Genomic DNA, 21,033 nt, shown 5'->3' with positions numbered 1-21,033 from the left:
TTTCATTTCCATTGGTTGCGTCGTGACGCACCGCAAAACACCCTGACCGTCACCGGCATTGCCCGGAAATTTCCTGCGCCTGCCCCATTGCCAAGCCGCACGAAAATGCTAGAAATGAAGGCGCCTGACCGTTTCACGCCGTATCCGCTCGTTCCAGATTCAGTACCTGCAGGAGCTCGACATGATCGCGTTGTTCAAGGGTTTGGGGTTGTTGCTGCAAGACAATGAGCTGTACCGCAGTCCGTTCGAGAAACAGGTCGAACACTGGAAGAACCTGAGCGACGAGCAGATACGCGAGGAAGTGGGCGTGCTGGCCCGGGCCAAATGCCAATGGCTGATCGCCTCCATCGTGCTCTGGCAGGCCGCCTCGCTGCTGGTGCTGGGGCTGATCACCAGCTACCTGTGGAGCGACGACTACCACATCACCTTCACCCGTGTGGTCATCGTGCTCGGCTCGTGGGTGTCGATCCTGTTCGTGATCTGGTTCATGGCCAACATGTTCGACCACACCGCCGGCTTCGAGCGCTGGATGAAGGCCTTCAACAGCCGCGCGCGCATCAGCTCCGACGCCGACAGCGTGGAGACCGTGGCCGAGGCGCTGGAGATGGCGCAGCACTACCCGGAGGTGCTGGACTACAAGCAGGCGGTGACCGCCCGCCGCGAGCTGCGCCACGAGGACATCCGCATCATGCGCGAGCTCGGCCGCATGCGGCAGCACTCGGAACTGGTCGGCAAGCTCAACCACATCGGCGACGACGGGCTGCGCCTGCAACCTGCGTTCTGACCGCCACCGTTCTCCGCACCTGCCCCGCAACGCCGCGCTCAGTCGCGGCGTTGCGCATTGCGGGCCCGCACCTGCTGGCCGAAGCCGGCCGGCAGCCCCTGCACTTCGCGCACGCCGCCCACGCCCACGCTGAAGTCGTCCAGCGCCAGCCGCCGGCACAGCTCGCCGGCGGCCTCGTCGCGGCACTCCTCGCGGTAGAGCCGGTAGAAGCAGTTGCCGCTCTCGCTCTGCAGGCACTGGAACCGGGCCTTGCCGGCGGACACCGTGGTGCGGCTGAGCACGGCCGCCTCGCCGCTGACGCGGATGATCGACGTCTGCCCCTGCGGCTCGTGGTAGCCCAGCATCGCCAGCAGGCTGCCGAGCAGGACGGTCAGGTAATGCATGGCACTCCTCCCTCGTGGATCGCGTATATCGCGGACTCACATGCCGCGGAACAGGCTCATGAACGCCTGGCTGACCACCAGCGTCTCGCTGCGGCCCTTCAGCCGCAGCACGCCGCGTCCGCTGTCCTCGCGCTCCACCGCCGCCACCGCCTTCATGTTGACGATGGTCGAACGGTGCACCTGGCGGAAGCACTGCGGGTCCAGCACATCGGCCAGCTCGCGCAGCGGGCTGCGCAGCAGCAGTTCCTCGCTGGCGGTGACCACGGCGGTGTACTTGCTGTCGGCGCGGAAATACAGCACCTCCTCCAGCATCACCAGCCGCGTCTGGCGGCCGCTGCTGGCGGTGATCCACGCCAACGGCGGCGCGACGGTCTTCTCCGCCGGGCGCCGCGCCAGCTGCTCCAGCAGCCGGTCCAGTACCTGCCGGTCCGGCGTGCCAGCCTGCAGGCGCGCGAGCAGGCGCTGGCGCGTGGCCAGCAGGCGTTCGTCGGCCACCGGCTTGAGCAGGTAATCCACCGCGCCGCGCTCGAAGGCGTCGATCGCGTACTGGTCGTAGGCGGTGATGAACACCACCTGGGTCCGCGGGCTCAGGGTTTCCAGCGCGCGGGCCACGTCGATGCCGGTGACGCCGGGCATGCGGATGTCGAGGAAGGCGAGGTCCGGCTTCAGGGTTTCCAGCGCCTCCAACGCGGCGGCGCCGTCCTCGCATTCGGCGACGATGCGCAGTTCCGGCCACAGCCGCTGCAACTGCGCGGCCAGCGCCTGGCGCAGCAGCGGCTCGTCCTCGGCGATCAAGGCATCAAGATGCATGGGGCAACTCCGGCGGCAACGCGCCCTTGTGCGGCAGGGTGAGGGTCGCGGCCGCGCCACTGGGAAAATTGGACACCAAGGCGAAGGCCGCCTCCGGCCCGCAGGTCAGGCGCAGGCGTTCGCGCAGGTTCTTCAGGCCGATGCCGGTACCGCTGCTGCTGCCGCCGAAGCCACGGCCATCGTCGGCCACGGTGATGTGGACCTGCCCGTCCGCCTCGCGCGCCAGCAGCCAGATGGTGCCGCCGCCGGACTTGGGCTCCAGCCCGTGCTTGATCGCGTTCTCGACCAGCGTCTGCAATGCCATCGACGGCAGCGCGACGTCACGCAGCGCCTCGGGCACGTCCACCTGCACCGCCAGCCGTTCGCCCATGCGGATGCGCAGGATCTCCAGGTAGGCCTGCACCCGCTCCAGTTCCTGCCCCAACGTCGACAGCGACTGGTCGATGCCCGGCAACGAGCTGCGCAGGTACTGGATCAGGTGGCCGAGCATGCGCTCGGCGCGCTCGGGGTCGGTGCGGGTGAGCACCTGCGCGTTGGCCAGCGTGTTGTAGAGGAAGTGCGGCTCGACCTGCGCATGCAGCAGGTTCAGGCGCGCCACGCTCAGTTCCTTCTCGGCCTCGGTACGCGCGGCCGATTCGCGCTCGTCACGGCGCTGCTCGGCCACGCGCTGGCCCAGCGCCCGGCTCATGGCGTCGGCGTTCTCGCGGTTGCTGCCCTCGTCGGCCAGCAGCAGGTCCACCCAGGCGCCGGCGTCGGGCTCGAACAGCAGGGCCACGCTGCTGGTACCCTCGCCCGGCGTCACCGTCGCCGACACCCGGTCGCGCTTGACCGCCAGCCATGCCAGCGGGTTCCAGCGCGACGGCGGGCGCGTGTTGTAGGAATCGGCGCGCGCGATCCTGGCCCGTACCTGCAGGCTGCCGGGCGAGCTTTCGATGTCCATCACCCGCGGCAAGCCGGCCACCACCGACTCGACCAGCGCGAAGGCCTGCGTGGCATCGAGCGGCAGCTCGATCCGGCGCTGCTGGCGGCTGGACAGGCTGTCGTGGTCCAGGCGCCCGGCCACCAGCTTGACCCGGCGCAGGTGGCTGGCGGTATTGATCGCCGCCAGCACCAGCAGGCCGACCACCAGCAGCACGAATATCGCGCCCGGGCCGCCGAACAGGTTCGACCAGAGGACGCCGAGCACGATCAGCGCCAGCACCCAGGCCACGAGGATGCGGAGGCAGAACCACAGGCTGGCGATCATGATGGCGTTCCCGGCTGGACAGTGGCGCCGAGCATAGGCGCTGCGCCGCTACGTACAAGCGGCATGCGACGAAGGCGGGAAATCAGGGGATGAAGCCGTGCTGCGAGGACGTGGATGGTAGGAGCGCACCTTGGTGCGCGATGAGGCTTTCCCATTTGAATCCCCGCACAGGGATGTGCGGGCTGTTGCAGAAGGATCTGCAGCAAGCCCATCGCGCACCAAGGTGCGCTCCTACGGATGCCTCTCCCTATCTGGGCTTACTTGCGCTCGTCGGCGCTGGCGTCGCGCGTGGCGCGGAACGGTTCGTCGGCGCTCCAGTTCGGCCACGCCCGCGAGTTCGCCAGTTGCTCGCCCAGCGTGTAGACCACCTCCAGGTCGCGCGCGGCACCGGCGAAGCTCCAGTCCGGCTGCCATTCGTCACCCTGCTGGTGGTAGCGCTTGGCGGTGTAGTCGTCCGACGCCTTCTTGCCCGCCGCGATGCCGCCGTCGATCCAGTCCTCCCCGGCCGAGTACGACAGCGCCGGCACGCCGCGCTTGGCGAAGGAGAAATGGTCGGAGCGGAAGAACAGGCCGGCCTCCGGCTTGGGATCGGGCGTGTAGCGGATGTCCCAGCCCTTGGCCACGTCCTTGAGCTGGTCCAGCAATTCGAAGCGGGCCGCGCCATAGGTGCCGAAATCGCGCGACGGCCCGAACGGGGCCATGCCGTCCATGTTGATCACCGCCACGGTCGTGCCCAGCCGGTACAGCGGGTGACTGGCGTAGTACTCCGAGCCGAGCAGGCCCTTTTCCTCGGCGGTGACCGCCAGGAACAACACCGAGCGCTGCGGCCGCGGCGCCTTGGCGAAGCCGCGCGCCAGTTCCAGCAGCGAGGCGGTGCCGCTGGCATTGTCCAACGCGCCGTTGAAGATGCGGTCGCCGCGCGCGTCCGGCTCGCCGACGCCGATGTGGTCCCAGTGCGCGGAGTAGATGATGGTTTCGTCCGGATGGCTGCTGCCTTCCAGCCGCGCGACCACGTTGTGCGAGGTAATGACCTCGGTCTTGACCGCGTAGTCGGCCGAGAAGGTTTCGCCCTCCAGTTCCACCGGCTGGAAGTCGCGCGACTGCGCCTGCTTCTTCAGCGCCTCGAAATCCAGTCCGGCGCGCTTGAACAAGTCCACCGCCAGGTCGCGCTGGATCCAGCCTTCCAGCGGCGGGTGCGCCGCGGCCGGGTCCTCGCGCACCACGTCGAACATGGTGTTGGTATTGGAGCCGGCCACCGTCGCCCAGCCGTAGGAGGCCGGCGCGGTCTCGTGCACGATCAGCACGCCGGCCGCGCCCTGGCGCGCGCCCTCCTCGTACTTGTAGGTCCAGCGGCCGTAGTAGGTCATGCCCTTGCCGTCGAAGTCGCCTTCGCCGCTCTCGAAGTCCGGGTCGTTGACCAGCACCACGGCGATCTTGCCCTTCAGGTCCACGCCCTTGAAGTCGTCCCAATCGCGCTCCGGCGCCTTGACCCCGTAGCCGACGAACACCAGCGGCGCGTCCTCGATCGCCACCGCGCCGGCGCCGTTCATTGCCGCGCGCACCGCGATCTCCTGCCCTTGCGTCAACGCCTGCGCCTTGCCATCGCGCGACAGCGACAGCTGCGGCTTGCCGACGATGTCGCCCTTGAGCAGCGGCACCGCCTGCGTCCACAGGCGCTGGCCGTCCTTCAGGTCGCCGCCGGGTTGCAGGCCGGCTTCGGCGAACTGGCGGCTCAGGTAGGCGATGGTCTTCTCTTCGCCGGCGGTGGCCGGCGAACGGCCTTCGTAGGCATCGGAGGCCAGTTCCTTCACGTCGGCGGAAATGCGTGCGCCGTCGAACTTCGGCGGCGCGGCCATCAACGCGGTGGATACCGACATCGCCAGCAGGGTGATCGCTACTCGTTTCACATCCATCTCCAAGGGTCGGATCGTTGCCGGAGTGTAGCCAGAGGGACGTCGGCGCGGGCAGTGCCAGATCACACAGCGGCGGCACGCGCCAGCAGGGCTTCGCGTTCGCGGGCATTGCCACTCAGCGCGGCAGCACGCTCGAATGCGGCGCGCGCTTCGTCATCGCGGCCGAGTTGTGCGAGCAGGTCGCCGCGCACCGCCTCCAAAGGGGCGTAGCCATGCAGGCGACCGTCGCCATGCAGGGCCTGCAACAGCGGCCATGCCACGTGCGGCCCCTGCGCCCGGGCCACCGCCACCACGCGGTTCAGTTCAACCACCGGCGAGGGCGCGACCGATGCCAGCCGTGCGTACAGCTGCGCGATGCGCGACCAGTCGGTCTGCTCGGCGCGGCGCGCCCGTGCGTGGCATTCGGCGATGGCGGCTTGCAGGACGTAGATATCGTCATCACCGCCGAGCGCCAACGCTTTTTCCAGCGCCGCCTGCCCGCGGCCGATCTGCAACCAGTCCCAGCGGCCGCGGTCCTGCTCCATCAGCAGCACCGCCGCGCCCTGCGCGTCGGTGCGCGCGGCCAGCCGCGAGGCCTGCAATTCCATCAATGCCAGCAATCCCAGTACCGGCGCCGATGCGGGCATCAGCCCTGCCAGCACCCGGCCCAAGCGCAATGCTTCCTCGCACAGCGCCGGGCGCATCCAGTCCTCGCCGTGGCTGGCGGCGTAGCCTTCGTTGAAGACGAGGTAGACCACTTCCAGCACCGAGCGCAGGCGCTGCGGCAATGCCTTGCGCCGCGGCACCTCGAACGGCACCCGGCGCTCGGCAAGGGTGCGCTTGGCGCGGACGATGCGCTGGGCGATGGTCGGTTCCGGCAACAGGAACGCGCGTGCGATCTCGGCAGTGCTCAGGCCGCACAACAGGCGCAGGGTCAGCGCCACCCGCGCGTCAGCCGGCAATGCCGGGTGGCAGGCGACGAACAACAAGCGCAGCAGGTCGTCGCCGATGTCGTCTTCCACTTCGCGCTCGTGGTCGCGCACGACGCTCCCCTGCCATTCCGGTTCCTGCGCCAATGCCTCGTGCTTGCCGGCGTGCAGGCGACGCTGGCGCAACAGGTCGATCGCGCGGCGCTGGGCGGTTGTCATCAGCCACGCGGCGGGGTTGTCGGGGATGCCCTGCTGCGGCCAATGCTCCAGCGCGGCGACCAGCGCGTCCTGCGCCAGTTCCTCGGCGCTGTCCAGGTCGCCCAGCATCCGCATCAGGCGCGCGACCAGGCGTGGCGATTCCATCCGCCACACCGTGTCGAGCCTGCGCTGGAGCGCCTCATCCTGCATCGACGGCGATCACAGCATCGCCGCGGCAACCGCGCAAGCCAAGGCAGTCAGAGATCGACGATGGGCTTGAAGCCGCCCCAGAACATCCGCTTGCCGTCGAACGGCATGTTCCCGGCGTTCCAGCCCTGCAACCGCGCGTCGGCCATCACCTTGGCGTTGACGCGGTCGCGGTGCGCGCGCGAACGGAACAGCACGTAGGCGAACACCACCACCTCGCCTTCCTTCAGCTTCACCGCCTGCGGGAACGAGGTGTACTTGCCCGGCTTCACGTCGTCGCCGATGGCTTCGACGTAGGCCAGCGCGCCATGTTCCTTCCACACCTTGCCGCCAAGGCGGGCCATGCGCCGGTAGGCGGGCAGGTTTTCCCGCGGCACCGGCAATACGTAACCGTCGATGTAGGCCATTGCATTTCTCCCGTGGTTGCGTGGTGGCTCAGCCCGGCTCGCCATCCATGTGGGCGATTTCCCACAGGTGGCCGTCCAGGTCCTGGAAGCCGCGCTGGTACATGAAGCCGAGGTCGCGCGCCGGCATCGGCTCGCTGGCGCCGGCGCCCAGGGCCGCATCGACCAGCCGGTCCACTTCGGCGCGGCTGTCCGCCGACAGGCAGGTGATCACCTCGGTCCGGCTGCGCGCGTCGCACAGCGGCTTGTTGGTGAAACCCTTGAAGAACGGCTCCACCAGCAGCATCACGAAGATGCTGTCGCTGACCACCATGCAGGCCGCGTTGTGGTCGGTGAACTGCGGATTGAAACCGTAGCCGAGCGCGGCGAAGAAGGCCTTGGAGGCTTCCAGGTCGCGCACCGGCAGGTTGACGAAGATCATCTTCGGCGCGGTCATGGCTGTCCCTCCGCCGCGCCCATCGGCTTCATGCAGTTGACCATCCACGGCTTGCCGTAGCGGTCCACCAGCATGCCCCAGCGCCGCGCCCAGAACGTTTCGGCCAACGGCATCTGCACCTGCCCGCCTGCGGCCAGCGCGGCGAACACGCGCTCGGCTTCCTCGATGCCGTCCACCTCGATGTTGATGGTGGTGCCGCCCTGGCCGTCGCGCTGCGGGCCGTCGGCGGCCATCAGCACCGCGCCGCCGGCCTCGACCTGGCAATGCGCCACCTGCTCCGGCCGCGGCATGAACCCGCCGCAGCCTTCGGCGTCCATGTCGGGGCTGGGCGGCATGTCGCCGTATTTCATTTCCGATACCACCTTGCCGCCCAGCGCCTTGGCATAGAACGCCATCGCCTCGTGGGTGTTGCCGTCGAAGCCCAGGAAGGGAATCAGTTTCATCGTGCGTCTCCTCGTCGTCGAATCAGTCGTTGCGTTCGATGCGTTCGCGCAGACGTTGCTCCTGCGCGCGCAATTCGGGGGTGAAGGCCTCGCCGAAATCGTCGTCTTCGAAGATCGGCCGGATCTCAACCTCCACCGCTTCGGTGCCGTCCGGGTTGAACGGCGCGCGCTGCAGCCACTCCACCGCCTCGTCCATCGAACGCACCTGCCACAGCCAGAAGCCGGCGATGAGTTCCTTCGTCTCGGCGAACGGCCCGTCGATGACGCTGTGCCGCGCTCCGTCGAAATGCACCCGCACGCCGCGCCGGCTCGGGTGCAGGCCCTCGCCGGCCAGCATGATCCCGGCTTCCACCAGGCGCTCGTTGTAGGCGCCCATCGCCGCCAGTTCTTCCTGCGTGGGCATCACCCCGGCCTCGCTGCCGGCCGATGCCTTGACGATCACCATCACTTTCATCGCCCTGCTTTCCTCGGTTGCGGGCCGGACGACCCGCTTCACATCCGATACGACGAACCGACGCCACCGGAATTGACAAGACCGACCGGGAATTTTCTGAACGGGTTCAGGTTTCGCAGAGGCGATACCCGCGCCATCATGGCCGCTCCCTTCTGCCGGCGCCCGCCATGAAATTCATGCTGCTGATCAACATCGACCCGGAACTGCTGCAGGAGCTGCCGCCGGCGGACTACGACGCGCTGATGCGCGACTGCCTGCACCATGCCGAGGCATTGCAGGCGCAAGGGGTCCTGCTGCAATCGCAGAAGCTGCAGCCCCCTGCCACTGCCCGCACCCTGCGCACCCGCGGCGGGCAGGCCCGCATCACCGATGGCCCGTTCGCCGAGACCCGCGAGATCCTGGCCGGCTTCAACCTGATCGAGGCGGCCGATGCCGACGAAGCCACCCGCATCGCCCGCCAGTTCCCGTGGTCGGCCTACGGCAGCATCGAGGTGCGGGCAGTGGAGGACCTGCAGGCCGAGCGGGTGCGCGTGGGCGCATGAGCGCCGGCTTCGCCACTTCGGTCAAAGCAACGTGATCCCGAGCTCCCGCCGCTCCGTGGCCGCGTTGCCGCTGTGGTCCTTCGCGGTGATGCGAATGACGTAGTCACCCGCCGGCAACTCCGACACATCCAGCGACCCGGCCGCCAGCCGGCCGTCGCGCACGGTGTTGGTCAGCACGTAGCGGAAGCGGGTGCGGCGGCTGCCGTGCACGGTGATGCCGCTGTCCTCGGCATAAGCGAGCTTCACCGCTTCGCGTTGCGGGGGCATGCGGTTGAACTCGATGTTCATGCGCGGCTGTTCGTAACCGGGCAGCGGGCGCCCGGCGGCATCGAGGATCTGGTAACCCAGCGCGTACAGGCCGAGGCGGCGGCGCGGCAGGTTGCCGTCCACCTGGTCCCACGCTTCGACCACGAGCTGCAGGCCGCCGCCGTCGCGCGGCACCATGAGGCGGCCATCGCGGTGTTCGCGCAGGCGTTGGCCGCCGGCGTCCAGCAGGGCGATGTCGTCGATGCGCGGGACGAAATGATCGGCGTAGTTGGCGAAACCCAGCCGCACGGCGTTGCGTTCGTAGCCCGATGGCCCCATCGCCAGGTGCACGTGGGCCTGGTTGTTGATGCTGCCCAGCGCATCGCCGGGGTTGAAGCGGGTGCCGCGGCGCACGCTTACGCGCTCCAGCTGCCCGGCCTCGTCGTACACCAGTTGGAAGCGCGCCGGATCGAGCGGCCGGTTGGCCGGATCGCGGCCGACCTTCATGTGGATGTAGTCCAGCATGTCCAGCGACAGGCCTTCGGCCTGCCCGCCCAGGTTCCACGTCGCCGCCGGGCTGCCGACCTTGGCCGCGGCGATGGCGAGCACGGTCTGGCCGACGTCGCCGCGCACGTCGAAACCGCTGTGCAGGTGGTGCCGGCTCTCGCCGCTGAAAGTGCCGCGCACCTCGCCCAGCGTGCCGACCACTTCATGCCAGCCGCGTTGCGGCGCCAGCGGCCAGCGGCCTTCGTTGCGCGGCAGCGGGTTGTCGATCGACGGGCCCACCGCCGCCCCGCCTTCCTCCGCGCCCATCGGCAACGGCCGCAGGTGGTGGATGCGGTAGGCATCGGCGTCGGCCAGCAGCAGGCTGCCGTCCGGCGCCAGCGCGACGCCCGCCGCGCGCGCGAAGCGCTGGGTGTCGCCGGCCACCGCCACCACGTGGCCGGCGGGCGACACCTGCAGCACGCGGCCGGTGCCGCGCTCGCCCACGTAGGCGACACCGTCATGGGTGAGGGCCAGCGTCATCGGCCCGCGCAACGCGCGCGCGCTCCAAGGGCCGCCGATCCGCGTCGTCACCGCGCCCGCCGGCGTGAGCGTGCGCAGCGCGTCGTTGTTCATGTCCGCTACCCACAGCGTGCCGTCAGCGGCGAGCTTGAGGTCGGTGGGCGTGTCGAAGCGCGCCTGATCGCCCTGTCCGTCCGCCCAGCCGGGGCGGTCGCCGCCGGCCAGCGTCCACACCCGGCCGTCGGGCTCGATCGCGCGGATGCGGTCGTTCCAGGTATCGGCGACATAGACGCGGCCGGCATCGTCCACGGCCACGCCCATCGGCCCGTTGAAGCGCGCATCGCGGCCGTTGCCATCGGCGAAACCGGGCACGCCGCCGCCGGCCAGCGTGGTCACCTCGCCGCGCGGGGTGACCTTGCGGATGGCGTGGTTGCCGGTGTCGGCCACGTACAGGTTGCCGTGGCGGTCCAGCGCGATGCCGGACGGCGTGTTGAACGCCGCCGCGCCGCCGAGGCCATCGGCGAAGCCTTCGCGGCCGCCGGCCAGCAGGCGGAAATCACCATCCAGCCAGCGCCGCAGGATGCGGTTGTTGTCGCCGGCATCGGCGACGTAGAGCGTGCCGCCGGCATCCAGCGCCACGCCCCAGGGATCGCTGAAGCGGCTGCGCGGGCCGGGGCCGACGGCATCGCCGGCGACGCCATCGCCGCCCAGCAGTTCGACCTGCGCGCGCCAGCCCAGCGGCGTTGCCGCCGGCGCGGGCGGCAACGGCGCCTTCGGCCGCCACAGGAAACTGCCCGTCAATACCGCCGCGGTCAGCCCCGCCACGGCCATCGCCCAATGCTTGCGTGCCATTCCACCCATCCGTTCAACGAGCCGGCATCATGGCCGCTGGCCGGCGCGGGCGGAACCCTCGCGTTCAGCGCGCCGCGCGCAGGTGTTCGCCCACCGGGGCGGAGAAGGCGCGGCCGTCGGCGACGTCGCTGTTGATCGACCAGGTCATCACCCCGCGGAAATCCGGGTACGGCCGGGCCGGCTTCACTCCGTCGCAACCGACCGCCCTGGTCAGGCAGTCGAAGGCGCGGTTGATATCGGCCGGCGCGGCATGGCCGCTGCCGGCCGCGCGCAGGCCCGACGGCAGCGCCAATGCCACCTGCTCCGGGCGCAGGCCTTGGAAACGGCCGTTGCCGCCGGCCAGCTCGAAGCCCTCGATCAGCATCGTCGCCGAGCCCACCATCATGTCCACGCTGCCGGCCGGGTATTTTTCCGCGCGGTACGGCGTGGGCAGGCCACCGTTGTTGTAGAGCTGCACGTGCAGCAGGTCCAGTTCCTCGCGCAGGCCGTCGATCAGCGGCAGGTAGGCGCCCCAGATGCCGTCCATCGACACCAGCCCGCCCTGCACGTAGGGGTGCTCGGGCGCCATCGACACATACAGGTTCGGGTACATCGCGTGCAGGCGCTTGACCGCGGAGATCAGGTGCGGGACCACCGGCGCACCATGCTCGACGCCGGCGATCTTCTCCAGGTCGATGTCGATGCCGTCCAGGCCGAAGCCATCGATGGCCTGCGCGGTGGTCGCCACGAAGTTGTCCTCGTCGCGCCGGGTGCGCAGCGTCACCGTGCCCAGCTCGCCGCCGAAGGACAGCGCCACGATCCTGCCCTGCGCACGCTTGGCGGCGATGTCGGCGATCAGCCGCTCCCGGTCCAGTGCCGGGTCCGGATTGAAGGCGACCCGGCCTTCGCCCATGTCGTCGGCGAAGGCCAGCACGATCACGTCCCAGCCGTCGTCCACCTCGCCCACCGGCAGCAGCCCCAGGCCGTTGTCGAAGTTGTGCAGGTAGCCGATCAGGGCATGCTTCGGCAGCGGGTGGGCGTGGCCGGGGGCGATGCCGGCCTGCGTGGCGGCGGCGCTTTCCGGCCGGGCCTGGCAGCCGAAGGCGGCGGCGAGCGCCAGTGCGCACGACAGCAGGGTGATCGACTTCATCGCAACTCCATACACGGGGAAAGCCCGATTCTAGGCATGCGCTGCGCCTGAAAATCCTTCCGGAACATGAAGTTGCGAAAGTTGTCCGGCAATGTCGCCGGCATTGTCCACCTGCCATCGGCATGCGGCCTCCGCGATGGCGCGTGGGGCCTTGCCGGGCGTCCGCAGCGGTCAGATCGAGTCGCTATTGCCGGCCAGGGAAGACGGCCGGCGACCGTACCGGTTCAACCGCAGGCCCGCATCTGCCGCTCGGCTTCCCACAGCCCGCGCCGGGCCAGGTCATGTGCGCTGTCGGCCGCGGCGGGCAGGCTGTGCTCGGCTTCCACCGGGTCGGCGCCGTGGTTGTAGCGGTATTCCAGCCGTTGCAGCGCGTCCAGGTGCTGCAGCACCGGCGCCAGCCAGCGCTGGCGGTCGCCGGCGGCGCAGCGCGGGTAACGCCGCTCCAGCTCGCCGATGGCTGCACGGATGCGGCGGCTGGCCGTGCCGTCCAGGCCGGGGATGGGCTCGTGCCGGATCGGGGCGGCCCTCCAGGCATCGCCGGTCGCGGCGCTGCCCAGGTCGGCGGGGCGTTCGTGCAGGGCGGGGTTGAAGGCCACCTCCGGCGGGCGTCGCGCCTGCGCCGGCTGGATGTCCTCGCCGAAGATAACGCGCTGCGCGAGCGATTGCGGCGTGCCCGCCGGGCGCCTGGAAAACAGCCCGGCGGTGGCGCGCTCGCCGACGCCGGTAGCCAGTTCGTCGCGGTGCTCGAACACGCGCTCGGCAGCGCTTTTCTGCGCGGTTTCCCCGACCGTGTCCGGCGCCAGCATGACCCGGCCGTTGTCACCATACAGATTCCGCGACCATGCCGGCGACGCGGCGTCGGGCGTTGTCGCATCCGGTGGCGGGGCGATGACCTGCTCGGGCGCCGACGGCATCGGCATGGCGGTGGCTCCGGCGGCCATGACCGGGTTCGTCGCCGTCATCGGCAACGCCTGCGCCGATGACGGCGGCAACCAGCGCAACTGGATGCGCGCCTCCTGCCGCGTGCCGCGGGCTTCCGGCAACTGCCACAGCAGGCGTGCGAGCAGGGACAGCACGGCCACGGCCGCCAGCGCGGCGACGGCATGGTTCCACAACGGTTCGGGCAAACGGGCAGGACGCATGCAACTCCGGTACGAGGCGCTCCGCAAGGCGTTCACCGGCCCTGCCACGGCACATCTGCAACCAGCGACAGACCGCTGCAGGCAGGGCAAGTTCCAGCGGACGCGGCAACGCCATCCGGCATTCAGGCAGGCGCAAGCTTGCCGGCGCGCCCGACCTGCTGCGGTAGCATGGCGCCCCCTTCAACCACGCCGCCTCCGCACATGCCCCATTACGCCGGGCCGTTGCTCACCCGCCCCGTCCTCGACACGCTGCGGGCCGCGCTGAAGAAAGGCGCCGGCCATGCGCAGGCATCGTTCGACCTCGGGCGCAGCGAGGAGCCGGTGGACGTCGGCGGCGATGGCTGGCGCTGGCGCGGGCAGGCGTTCCCGTGGCCGGAAAAGCTCAGGGACCGGACCATCCACTACTGGGACGGCGAGGCGTTCGCCGTGGCCTCGCGCTTCGGCAGCGGCCTGTACAAGCTGGTGCCCACCGACTGGGGCGCGCCGACGTTCGAGATCGACGGCATCAAGATGCTGCCCAGCGCACAGCTGTCGCCGTTCGAGGATGCGCGGCGCAAGGTGGCGCTGGTCGAGCCGCGCGGCAAGCGGGTGCTGGATACCTGCGGCGGGCTGGGCTATTTCGCCGCGTGCTGCCTGGAGGCCGGTGCGGCCTCGATCCAGTCGTTCGAGAAGAGCAGCGAAGTGCTGTGGCTGCGTACGCTCAACCCGTGGTCACCGGACCCCGATGCGGCGGAGAATGGCGGCCGCCTGCAACTGCGGCAAGGCGATGTCAGCCGCGAAATCGAGGGCATCGCCGATGCCTCGGTGGACGCCCTGCTGCATGACCCGCCGCGCTTCGGCATCGCCGGCGAACTGTATTCGCAGGCGTTCTACAACCAGCTGGCGCGGGTGCTGCGCAAGGGCGGGCGCCTGTTCCACTACACCGGCACGCCGAACCGACTGACCAGCGGCCGCGACGTGCCGCGCGAGGTCGCCGCGCGGTTGCAGAAGGCCGGCTTCGCGACGCAGTTGGTCCTTGACGGGGTGTTCGCCACGCGGCGCTGAAATCCCGCGGGCCGCGGCACCTGTTGACCTTGCCACCGTGGCAGGCTCCAGACTGTCGCCTTCCTTTCCGGAGAACCCCCATGCAACTGCACATCGAGAACATGACCTGCGGCGGCTGCGCGCGCAGCGTCACCGCGACGATCAAGGACGTGGACGCCGACGCCACGGTCGAGATCGACCTGCCCGCCAAGCACGTCCGCATCACGTCGGCGCAGCCGGCCGAGCGTTTCACCCGGGCACTGGACGAAGCCGGTTTCCCGGCGCAGCAAACCCCGTAGATGCGGGGCTTGCCCCGCATGAAGCCTTCCCGGTGAAGCCCCGTGCCGGGCAAGCCTGGCACCTACGGTGGATCGTGAATGCGGGGCAAGCCCCGCATCTACCCGCCGGCCGGCAAGGCAACAACCCGACCTACGGCATGCGCTGCCAGACTTCGCGCTCGACGCGGCGCCCGTCCTGCCAGCGCTCCAGCGTCCACGTATCGCCTTCCAGCGTGTAGCGGAATTCATAGCTGCCACCGTTTTCCAGCGGGTAGGACGCCATCAGCGGCGTCTCCACGTAGCGCGCCGCATCGCCGTCGTAGGTACCCGAGCCGCCCGCCCAGAAGGCGCCGTCGCTGGTGGTGGTGAAGGCGAAATGGCCGTCGGCCAGCACCTTGGTGCCGGCCAGTTTGCGGCTGGCGTAATCGACCACGGCGCCGTCGCCGTCGATGAACTCACCGGCCTGCAAACGCCATGCGCCCTGCAGCCGCGAGACATCGGCGGCGATGGCGGCACCGGCAAGGCCCATGCACGACGACAGGGCAAGCAACAGGCGCAGGGTGCGGCATATCGGCATCGTCGGCTCCTCGTGGCGGAAGCCGGCATTGTGCGTGGCGCCGGCCGGCCATCGCCAGCACCGGATCACCGGCAACTTTCCGCGTCGCCGGGGCCGTCGCGGCGGGCGCTATCATGGCGCCCGTCATCATTTCGGCAAGCGCGACGTGCAGCAGACCATCCTCACCCCGGTATCGATCGGCGAGCTGATCGACAAGATCACCATCCTCGAAATCAAGGCCGAGCGCATCGCCGACACCGCCAAGCTCGGCAACGTGCGCACCGAGCTGGACGGCCTGTGGCCGCTGTGGCTGCAGCAGCAGGCCACGCGCCCGGAGTTGGCCGCGCTCAAGCAGCGGCTCAGGGCGATCAACGAGCGCATGTGGGACATCCAGGACCAGCTGCGCGCGAAGGAAACCGCGCAGGACTTCGGCGACGGCTTCATCGCCCTCGCCCGCGGCGTCTACGGCACCAATGGCGAGCGCGTGGCGGTGAAGAACGAGATCAACCGCGTCGCCGGCTCGGCGCTGGTCGAGGAAAAGCAGTACCAGGGCGAGTGAGCCGCATCGCGAGCGCGTAATGAAAAGGTTTCACCCAAGCCCAGGGATCAGGCACCGCGCATGGCCGCATGCCTGCCACGCCCCGGGCGGCGCAGGCGCATCCACGTAGATGCGGGGCTCGCCCCGCATTGAGGCTCTACCGGCAAGGCCCCGTGCCGGGCAAGCCCGGCACCTACGAGGAGCGGGGTATCCATGGCCTGCAGGCCTGCTCTTCCCCGCAATCGCGGTGAAGAACCAATGAAAAGGCCAGGTCGACGACCTGGCCTGCATGTTCCAACGTTGTCGGTGCGGTTCAGTGCAGCGCGGCCGGTGCCTTGTCCGATGGTTCGGCCGGCACCGGCGCGGTCTTGATCGACAGGCACATCGGGCAGACGCTCTCCAGTACCTTGATCGCCGGCTGGTACACCGTGTTGCACTTCATGCACTGGACCATTCCAGTCGTGACGGCTTCCATGAGCCCCCTCTTTCGTCTTTGTTCGATCCATCCGACGTGAGGGCGCATGGCCGGCTTTTCAAGCCCCTATTCCAGCGCCAGCACCGGCACGTCGTACCAACGCGCCTGCGGGAAGCGCGCCTGCATCCAGTCGCGGATAAAGCCGCGGCTCTCGGCGGCGATCACCTCGTCGTTGCCGTCGTCGCGGCCGTTCCAGGCGATGCCGTGCAGCGCGATGCCGCGCGCGGCGATGGCCTCCAGCGACAGCAGCGTGTGGTTGATGCTGCCCAGCCGGCCGGAGGTGACCAGCAGCAGCGGCCAGCCACGCCGGGCCACATAGTCGATGGTCAGCAGCTGTTCGGTCAGCGGCACCATCAGCCCGCCTGCGCCTTCCACCAACACCGTCTCGTAACGCTCGCACAGGTGGGCGGTGGCGCGGTCGATGGCCTCCAGGTCGAGGCTGCGCCCCTCCAGCCGCGCGGCCAGGTGCGGCGAGGCCGGGTAGGCGTACAGCGCCGGCATGGTGTGGCCGTCGCGGTCCTCGTCGAACAGGCCGCAGCCCATGATCCGCCGGTGCAGCAGGATGTCGTCCGACGCGCCGACGCAGCCGGTCTGCACCAGCTTCTGGGTGATGACGTCCACGCCTGCCTCGCGCCATTGCCGCGCCAGCCAGCCGGTCACCACGGTCTTGCCGATCTCGGTGTCGATGCCGCTGACGAAAACCACCTGTCCCTTCATTGCCGCATGTCCTCCGCGTGCAGGCCCGCCACCAGCGCGACCATGCCGTCGCACAGGCGTTGCAGTTGTCCGTCGTCGATCACGTAGGGCGGCATCACGTAGACCAGCCGCCCGAACGGGCGGATCCAGATGCCCTGTTCCAGCATGCGCCGCTGGATGCGCTCCAGCCGCAGCGGCGCGGTCAGTTCGATCACGCCGATCGCGCCGAGCACGCGCACGTCGCGCACCTGCGGCAACGCGCGCGCCGGCGCCAGCCGCTCGCGCAGACCGCGCTCGATGCGCTGCACGTTGCCCTGCCAGTCCCCCGCCAGCAGCAACCGGGTGGACGCCAGCGCCACCGCGCAGGCCAGCGGGTTGGCCATGAAGGTGGGGCCGTGCATGAACACGCCCGGCTCGCCGCTGGCGATCACCTCGGCGATCTCGCGGCGGGTGATCGTCGCGGCCAGCGTCATGTAGCCGCCGGTCAGCGCCTTGCCGATGCACAGGATGTCCGGGGTGATGCCGGCATGCTCGCAGGCGAACAGCCGCCCGCTGCGGCCGAAGCCGGTGGCGATCTCGTCGCAGACCAGCAGCACCTCGTGCTCGCGGCACAGCCGCGCCAGTTCGCGCAGGTACTGCGGGTGGTAGAAGCGCATGCCGCCGGCACCCTGCACCACCGGTTCGATGATGAAGGCCGCCAGTTCACCGGCATGCTCGGCGAACAATCGTTCGAGCGGCACGATGTCGGCCGCGTCCCACTGCCCGCCGAACGGCGTGGCCGGCGCCGGCACGAAGCGCCGCGTCGGCAGCGCGGCACCGAACAGGCCGTGCATGCCGGTGACCGGGTCGCATACCGACATCGCGTTCCAGGTGTCGCCGTGGTAGCCCGAGCGCGTGGTGGCGATGTTGCACTTGCCCGGCAGGCCGCGCGCATGCTGGTACTGGATGGCCATCTTCAGCGCCACCTCCACCGCCACCGAGCCGGAGTCGGCATAGAAGATCGCGTCCAGCGGCTGCGGCACGATGGCCAGCAACTGCTTGCCCAGGGCGATGGCCGGCTCGTGGGTGAGCCCGCCGAACATCACGTGCGCCATGCGCCCAAGCTGGTCGATGGCGGCCTGGTTCAATGCCGGATGGTTGTAACCGTGGATGGCACACCACCACGAGGCCATGCCGTCGATCAGCCGGGTGCCGTCGGCCAGTTCCAGCAGCACGCCCTCGGCACGCGTCACCTTCAGCACCGGCACCGGGCCGTCGAGCGCGCTGTAGGGGTGCCAGAGGTGTTCCCTGTCGAATGGGTCGGTCAACATTGCGGGTATTTCGTGCCACCGGTACGGCGGCATGCGGGCGCGTACCTTACCGCTTCGCCCGCACGCCCGCATCCGGCGCTGCTTCAGTCCGGCAGCCGCCCGTCGCGCCGCCCGGGCTGCGTTTCATGGAGGAACACGCTGTAGGTATCGGCCGGATGCGGCACCTGCGCCTGGTCCAGCGCGTGGCCGATGGCGCCGCGGTGGTAGCTGGAATGGTTGAGGACGTGGAACAGGATTTCCCGCCGCGTCATGCGGCCATCACGGCCATCGGCGAAGCGGAACCGCAGCGCTTCATCCCATTGCGCCGGGGCCAGCCCGGCCAGATGGCCGGCATACCACCGGTCCGAGGCCTCAAGGCGCGCGGCCAGCTCCTCGAGTGCCGGCACCTCGGCGGTATTGGTAGCCGCATGCGGCGCGGGCTCGCCGAGCAGGCGCGAGCGGAACAGCTCTTCCACGATCGCGATGTGGTTCAACTGTTGCCGCATGAACGCGACGCCGGCGGGAAACGCCTGCGCATCCACCGCGCGTACCGCCTCCAGAGTGCGCCGCATCGCCCAGCGCTTGCAGGCGAAGGCTTCATCGAACATGCGTTGCTCCACGCCCGCAGGCCGCTGCATCAGCGCGGCAGGCCGGCGCTGCGGCCTGCCGGGGAACCGGGAACAGGAAAGGAAGCGGGGATCACTCCTCGTCTTCTTCCTCTTCCTCGTCCTGCTCTTCGTCCTCGTCGTCCTCCTCGAACGCGTCCAGCTCCTCCACGCGCACGAAATTGGGCAGCGCATCGGCGAAACCGATCTGCGCGCCCTCGGCGACCATCGCCCGCACCTCGCGCTTCATCGCACTCTCCACCAGCGCGAAGCACACCACCGCCTGCGCGGCTTCCTCGCCGCCCTCGTCGAACACGGCAACCCAGCCGGGGGCGGGCATGATCTGGATGATGTTGTCTTGCATGGCAATCACCGCGGGAAAAGGAACCCGGAGATTGCGCCAAGCCCCGCGGCGGCGCAATCGCATGCGCCCGTGGATGTGACTGCGGCCACGATGAATGGCCGCGGCCCCGGATTCAGCCGCCGTGACCGTCCTCGTCGCCGCGGGTGCCCAGCGCCATGCCGGCGCCCCACTTTGCCGTCATGCCAACGATTCAAGCTCCACCACGGCACGCTCGAACCGATCCAGCGCGCGCCGGTAGGGCTCCGGCGTGGCCAGGTCGATACCGGCCCCGGCAATGAGCTTGTATGCATCATCCGAATTGCCCGCACGCAGCATGCCGAGATAACGCTGGCGAGCGGGCTCGCCATCCCGATGTATGGCGTCAAGCATGGCAGTGGCCGCAGTCAGGCAGGTGGCGTACTGGAATACGTAGAAATCCAGGAAGAAATGCAGCACCCTCGCCCACATCACGTTGCTATAGCGATGCATCTGGATTTCCGGACCGTAGTATTCCGCCAGCAACTTTCCGTAAATCTCGCTCATCTGCGGTCCGGAGGGTGGTGCGCCTTCGTCCGCGGCAGTGTTGATCGCCAGCTCGAAATCGGCGAACAGTGACTGGATGAAGAGCGTGCCACGGTACTGCTCGCAGAGACGGTCGAGATAGAACAGCTTCTCCTGCCGGGTATCGGCATTGGCGGAGAGATGTTCCAGCAGGAGCAACTCGTTGAGTTTGGACGGGACCTCGGCGATGAACGTCGGAAAATCAAACAATGGATGTGGCTGTGCCCGGGCGAGCCAGCTGTGCATGGCATGCCCCCATTCGTGCGCGTAGGTCGAAAGGCTGTCGAAGTTGCCGCGATAGTTGAGCAATACGTAAGGATGCGCATAGGCTTGGCCCACGACGAAGCCGCCTTCCCGCTTGCCCTTGCGTGGCAGGGTATCGGCCCAGCGCTTCAGGGTGTTGGCCGCGAACTCCCCGGCATACTCCGGCCCGAGCGGGGCTATCGCGCGCAAGGTGGTATCGCGTGCCTGCGCAAGCGACCATTCGCGATCCAGCGATGTCGCCGGCGCATTCATGTCCCAGAGTGCTAGGCGATCGACACCGAGCAGCTGGCGCTTGACCTCCAGATAGCGATGATGCAGCGGTATGCGCGCCTTGACCTCGTGCAGCAGCGTGTCGTAAACGGTACGCGGGGTGTTCGTGGCGTCCAGGCTGGCGGCAAGCGAACTCGGGTATCCGCGTGCCTTTGAAAGGAAGGCATTGCCACTGACTTTGGCACCGAGGATGTCACCGAGCGTACGCTCGTAACGATGCAGCGTGGTGGCGAACAGGTCGTAGGCACGGGCGCGATCGGCACGCGCGGCCGTGTTCATGGCCGTGCCGTAGCCCTCGAGATCGAGTCTCAACTTACCCTTGGGGAGCTCGATTTCCGGAAATTCGATGTCGGACGAAAGCAGCGTCTGGCGCGTTCGCTGTGGCGCCGCGAGAACCGCCTGTGCGGAAGCCAGCATCGCTTCGCCCTTTGCATCGAGCATATGGGAGGCCCGTCGGAAAATCGACATCAGTGGATAACGGTAAACTTCCAGCCCGCCGTCTTCGGCGATCATCGCCAGCACCCGCTGCCTGCCGAGATCAAGGATGGCCCGATCCCGCCATGCCATGCCCTCTTTCAGCTGTGCAGCCAGTGCATAGGAATGGCTTGCGCGCTGCGCATCGTCTGCGACGCGGATATCCTCGCTCGACTTGAGTACCGCATAGACCTGCAGCCGCATGATCCGCAACGTGATGGCGTCATGCCGGTTCAACGTCGCGAGCAATGTGGCGGCATTGTCCAAGCCAGCGTGACCCGATGCCAGTGAAGGGATGAGTTCCTTCAGTGCCTCGGCTTCCTCGTTCCATGCGGAATCGGTGGAGAACAGATCGGTCAGGTCCCAGGTCGTGGGTACATCTTCCCCATTCAACCCTGGTGTGGAAGAAGCGGACAACGCCTTCGCCGCGGCCCCCGCCATGCTCGTGAGACCCGCCCCCAATGGAAGCAGCAACATGGCGGTGTTGAAACGTCGACGAGGCAGGGAGAAGGTTCGAGGCGTCATGGGATTCCTGCGATTGGGTTCGTGGTGGTCGGCA

General features: G+C 68.8%; 24 protein-coding genes. 5 read left to right on the top strand and 19 right to left on the bottom strand.

Features of this window, described 5'->3' with window-relative positions; all coding sequences use genetic code 11:
• Positions 1 to 181: 181 nt before the first annotated feature.
• Entirely contained in the window at positions 182 to 784 is a 603-nt protein-coding gene (locus tag MIC98_RS03915) for a hypothetical protein (protein WP_239735796.1), read from the top strand.
• Positions 785 to 822: 38 nt separating this feature from the next.
• On the opposite strand, the gene MIC98_RS03910 is transcribed toward MIC98_RS03915, so the two are convergent.
• From MIC98_RS03910 to MIC98_RS03870, 9 genes are all read right to left on the bottom strand, one after another.
• Positions 823 to 1,167 carry a hypothetical protein gene (locus tag MIC98_RS03910; protein ID WP_239735794.1) on the bottom strand — a complete coding sequence of 115 codons (345 nt, stop codon included), beginning with the start codon at positions 1,165 to 1,167 and terminating at the stop codon, positions 823 to 825.
• Between the two features lie 36 nt (positions 1,168 to 1,203).
• Positions 1,204 to 1,977, bottom strand: a complete 774-nt coding sequence (locus tag MIC98_RS03905; protein ID WP_239735792.1) for a LytTR family DNA-binding domain-containing protein — start codon at positions 1,975 to 1,977, stop codon at positions 1,204 to 1,206.
• Complete coding sequence (locus tag MIC98_RS03900; RefSeq protein ID WP_239735790.1) at positions 1,967 to 3,223, bottom strand: histidine kinase; 1,257 nt, start codon at positions 3,221 to 3,223, stop codon at positions 1,967 to 1,969. Before MIC98_RS03900 ends, MIC98_RS03905 begins: the two co-directional genes overlap by 11 nt.
• A 257-nt stretch (positions 3,224 to 3,480) precedes the next feature.
• Positions 3,481 to 5,130, bottom strand: a complete 1,650-nt coding sequence (locus MIC98_RS03895) for a M28 family metallopeptidase (RefSeq protein ID WP_239735787.1) — start codon at positions 5,128 to 5,130, stop codon at positions 3,481 to 3,483.
• A 68-nt stretch (positions 5,131 to 5,198) separates the two neighbouring features.
• Positions 5,199 to 6,452 (bottom strand): RNA polymerase sigma factor, encoded by a 1,254-nt coding sequence (locus MIC98_RS03890; protein ID WP_239735785.1) that lies wholly within the window; start codon positions 6,450 to 6,452, stop codon positions 5,199 to 5,201.
• 47 nt (positions 6,453 to 6,499) lie between these two features.
• On the bottom strand, positions 6,500 to 6,856 hold the full coding sequence (locus MIC98_RS03885; RefSeq protein ID WP_239735783.1) for a DUF1428 domain-containing protein: 357 nt from the start codon (positions 6,854 to 6,856) through the stop codon (positions 6,500 to 6,502).
• A gap of 28 nt (positions 6,857 to 6,884) precedes the next feature.
• Positions 6,885 to 7,289, bottom strand: a complete 405-nt coding sequence (locus MIC98_RS03880; RefSeq protein WP_239735781.1) for a VOC family protein — start codon at positions 7,287 to 7,289, stop codon at positions 6,885 to 6,887.
• Positions 7,286 to 7,732: a VOC family protein gene (locus tag MIC98_RS03875; RefSeq protein WP_239735779.1), complete on the bottom strand. Its 447-nt coding sequence runs from the start codon at positions 7,730 to 7,732 to the stop codon at positions 7,286 to 7,288. Before MIC98_RS03875 ends, MIC98_RS03880 begins: the two co-directional genes overlap by 4 nt.
• A gap of 22 nt (positions 7,733 to 7,754) precedes the next feature.
• Positions 7,755 to 8,186, bottom strand: coding sequence for a YciI family protein (locus MIC98_RS03870; RefSeq protein WP_239735777.1), 432 nt, complete (start codon positions 8,184 to 8,186; stop codon positions 7,755 to 7,757).
• A 167-nt stretch (positions 8,187 to 8,353) separates the two neighbouring features.
• Here MIC98_RS03870 and MIC98_RS03865 point away from each other — a divergent pair, with 167 nt between their 5' ends.
• Positions 8,354 to 8,728 carry a YciI family protein gene (locus MIC98_RS03865; protein ID WP_239735774.1) on the top strand — a complete coding sequence of 125 codons (375 nt, stop codon included), beginning with the start codon at positions 8,354 to 8,356 and terminating at the stop codon, positions 8,726 to 8,728.
• Positions 8,729 to 8,749: 21 nt separating this feature from the next.
• Here the strand turns inward: MIC98_RS03865 and MIC98_RS03860 are convergent, their stop codons facing one another.
• The 3 genes from MIC98_RS03860 to MIC98_RS03850 form a co-directional block, all read right to left on the bottom strand.
• A complete protein-coding gene (locus MIC98_RS03860) occupies positions 8,750 to 10,831 on the bottom strand; it encodes a gluconolaconase (protein WP_239735772.1) in 2,082 nt (693 codons plus the stop codon).
• 64 nt (positions 10,832 to 10,895) lie between these two features.
• A complete protein-coding gene (locus MIC98_RS03855) occupies positions 10,896 to 11,960 on the bottom strand; it encodes a chitinase (RefSeq protein ID WP_239735770.1) in 1,065 nt (354 codons plus the stop codon).
• Between the two features lie 224 nt (positions 11,961 to 12,184).
• Positions 12,185 to 13,102, bottom strand: a complete 918-nt coding sequence (locus MIC98_RS03850) for a hypothetical protein (protein WP_239735759.1) — start codon at positions 13,100 to 13,102, stop codon at positions 12,185 to 12,187.
• Between the two features lie 201 nt (positions 13,103 to 13,303).
• On the opposite strand from MIC98_RS03850, the gene MIC98_RS03845 reads away from it, so the two are divergent.
• Both MIC98_RS03845 and MIC98_RS03840 read left to right on the top strand, forming a co-directional pair.
• Complete coding sequence (locus MIC98_RS03845) at positions 13,304 to 14,146, top strand: MnmC family methyltransferase (RefSeq protein ID WP_239735757.1); 843 nt, start codon at positions 13,304 to 13,306, stop codon at positions 14,144 to 14,146.
• Between the two features lie 80 nt (positions 14,147 to 14,226).
• Positions 14,227 to 14,424 (top strand): heavy-metal-associated domain-containing protein, encoded by a 198-nt coding sequence (locus tag MIC98_RS03840; RefSeq protein ID WP_239735754.1) that lies wholly within the window; start codon positions 14,227 to 14,229, stop codon positions 14,422 to 14,424.
• Positions 14,425 to 14,554: 130 nt separating this feature from the next.
• On the opposite strand, the gene MIC98_RS03835 is transcribed toward MIC98_RS03840, so the two are convergent.
• A complete protein-coding gene (locus MIC98_RS03835; protein WP_239735752.1) occupies positions 14,555 to 14,980 on the bottom strand; it encodes a hypothetical protein in 426 nt (141 codons plus the stop codon).
• A gap of 145 nt (positions 14,981 to 15,125) precedes the next feature.
• Between MIC98_RS03835 and MIC98_RS03830 the strand changes: the two genes are divergently transcribed.
• A complete protein-coding gene (locus tag MIC98_RS03830; RefSeq protein ID WP_239735750.1) occupies positions 15,126 to 15,518 on the top strand; it encodes a DUF6165 family protein in 393 nt (130 codons plus the stop codon).
• A gap of 292 nt (positions 15,519 to 15,810) precedes the next feature.
• On the opposite strand, the gene MIC98_RS17020 is transcribed toward MIC98_RS03830, so the two are convergent.
• From MIC98_RS17020 to MIC98_RS03805, 6 genes are all read right to left on the bottom strand, one after another.
• Positions 15,811 to 15,939, bottom strand: coding sequence for a hypothetical protein (locus tag MIC98_RS17020; RefSeq protein ID WP_275584472.1), 129 nt, complete (start codon positions 15,937 to 15,939; stop codon positions 15,811 to 15,813).
• Positions 15,940 to 16,038: 99 nt separating this feature from the next.
• On the bottom strand, positions 16,039 to 16,689 hold the full coding sequence (gene bioD / locus MIC98_RS03825; RefSeq protein ID WP_057642057.1) for a dethiobiotin synthase: 651 nt from the start codon (positions 16,687 to 16,689) through the stop codon (positions 16,039 to 16,041).
• Positions 16,686 to 17,978 carry an adenosylmethionine--8-amino-7-oxononanoate transaminase gene (gene bioA, locus MIC98_RS03820; protein WP_239735747.1) on the bottom strand — a complete coding sequence of 431 codons (1,293 nt, stop codon included), beginning with the start codon at positions 17,976 to 17,978 and terminating at the stop codon, positions 16,686 to 16,688. The genes bioD and bioA overlap by 4 nt, the downstream gene beginning before the upstream one ends.
• 83 nt (positions 17,979 to 18,061) lie before the next feature.
• On the bottom strand, positions 18,062 to 18,565 hold the full coding sequence (locus tag MIC98_RS03815; protein WP_239735745.1) for a DinB family protein: 504 nt from the start codon (positions 18,563 to 18,565) through the stop codon (positions 18,062 to 18,064).
• Positions 18,566 to 18,656: 91 nt separating this feature from the next.
• Positions 18,657 to 18,926 carry a hypothetical protein gene (locus MIC98_RS03810; protein WP_239735744.1) on the bottom strand — a complete coding sequence of 90 codons (270 nt, stop codon included), beginning with the start codon at positions 18,924 to 18,926 and terminating at the stop codon, positions 18,657 to 18,659.
• A 177-nt stretch (positions 18,927 to 19,103) separates the two neighbouring features.
• The gene (locus MIC98_RS03805) at positions 19,104 to 20,999 is read right to left on the bottom strand and encodes a M3 family oligoendopeptidase (protein WP_239735742.1); all 1,896 of its coding nucleotides are present in this window, start codon (positions 20,997 to 20,999) and stop codon (positions 19,104 to 19,106) included.
• Between the last annotated feature and the right edge of the window lie 34 nt (positions 21,000 to 21,033).

Origin of the sequence: Stenotrophomonas sp. NLF4-10 (assembly GCF_022359915.1) — a bacterium.
Classification (GTDB): domain Bacteria; phylum Pseudomonadota; class Gammaproteobacteria; order Xanthomonadales; family Xanthomonadaceae; genus Stenotrophomonas; species Stenotrophomonas daejeonensis.
The sequence above is the reverse complement of the archived record's forward strand: the minus strand, read 5'-3'. Positions and strand labels throughout refer to the sequence as shown.

Excerpts from the sequence above, each read along its gene's own strand:
- MIC98_RS03915 (WP_239735796.1), top strand. The coding sequence starts at position 182 with ATGATCGCGTTGTTCAAGGGTTTGGGGTTGTTGCTGCAAGACAATGAG.
- MIC98_RS03910 (WP_239735794.1), bottom strand. The coding sequence starts at position 1,167 with ATGCATTACCTGACCGTCCTGCTCGGCAGCCTGCTGGCGATGCTGGGC.
- MIC98_RS03905 (WP_239735792.1), bottom strand. The coding sequence starts at position 1,977 with ATGCATCTTGATGCCTTGATCGCCGAGGACGAGCCGCTGCTGCGCCAG.
- MIC98_RS03900 (WP_239735790.1), bottom strand. The coding sequence starts at position 3,223 with ATGATCGCCAGCCTGTGGTTCTGCCTCCGCATCCTCGTGGCCTGGGTG.
- MIC98_RS03890 (WP_239735785.1), bottom strand. The coding sequence starts at position 6,452 with ATGCAGGATGAGGCGCTCCAGCGCAGGCTCGACACGGTGTGGCGGATG.
- MIC98_RS03885 (WP_239735783.1), bottom strand. The coding sequence starts at position 6,856 with ATGGCCTACATCGACGGTTACGTATTGCCGGTGCCGCGGGAAAACCTG.
- MIC98_RS03880 (WP_239735781.1), bottom strand. The coding sequence starts at position 7,289 with ATGACCGCGCCGAAGATGATCTTCGTCAACCTGCCGGTGCGCGACCTG.
- MIC98_RS03875 (WP_239735779.1), bottom strand. The coding sequence starts at position 7,732 with ATGAAACTGATTCCCTTCCTGGGCTTCGACGGCAACACCCACGAGGCG.
- MIC98_RS03870 (WP_239735777.1), bottom strand. The coding sequence starts at position 8,186 with ATGAAAGTGATGGTGATCGTCAAGGCATCGGCCGGCAGCGAGGCCGGG.
- MIC98_RS03865 (WP_239735774.1), top strand. The coding sequence starts at position 8,354 with ATGAAATTCATGCTGCTGATCAACATCGACCCGGAACTGCTGCAGGAG.
- MIC98_RS03860 (WP_239735772.1), bottom strand. The coding sequence starts at position 10,831 with ATGGCACGCAAGCATTGGGCGATGGCCGTGGCGGGGCTGACCGCGGCG.
- MIC98_RS03855 (WP_239735770.1), bottom strand. The coding sequence starts at position 11,960 with ATGAAGTCGATCACCCTGCTGTCGTGCGCACTGGCGCTCGCCGCCGCC.
- MIC98_RS03850 (WP_239735759.1), bottom strand. The coding sequence starts at position 13,102 with ATGCGTCCTGCCCGTTTGCCCGAACCGTTGTGGAACCATGCCGTCGCC.
- MIC98_RS03845 (WP_239735757.1), top strand. The coding sequence starts at position 13,304 with ATGCCCCATTACGCCGGGCCGTTGCTCACCCGCCCCGTCCTCGACACG.
- MIC98_RS03840 (WP_239735754.1), top strand. The coding sequence starts at position 14,227 with ATGCAACTGCACATCGAGAACATGACCTGCGGCGGCTGCGCGCGCAGC.
- MIC98_RS03835 (WP_239735752.1), bottom strand. The coding sequence starts at position 14,980 with ATGCCGATATGCCGCACCCTGCGCCTGTTGCTTGCCCTGTCGTCGTGC.
- MIC98_RS17020 (WP_275584472.1), bottom strand. The coding sequence starts at position 15,939 with ATGAAGTGCAACACGGTGTACCAGCCGGCGATCAAGGTACTGGAGAGC.
- bioD (WP_057642057.1), bottom strand. The coding sequence starts at position 16,689 with ATGAAGGGACAGGTGGTTTTCGTCAGCGGCATCGACACCGAGATCGGC.
- bioA (WP_239735747.1), bottom strand. The coding sequence starts at position 17,978 with ATGTTGACCGACCCATTCGACAGGGAACACCTCTGGCACCCCTACAGC.
- MIC98_RS03815 (WP_239735745.1), bottom strand. The coding sequence starts at position 18,565 with ATGTTCGATGAAGCCTTCGCCTGCAAGCGCTGGGCGATGCGGCGCACT.
- MIC98_RS03810 (WP_239735744.1), bottom strand. The coding sequence starts at position 18,926 with ATGCAAGACAACATCATCCAGATCATGCCCGCCCCCGGCTGGGTTGCC.
- MIC98_RS03805 (WP_239735742.1), bottom strand. The coding sequence starts at position 20,999 with ATGACGCCTCGAACCTTCTCCCTGCCTCGTCGACGTTTCAACACCGCC.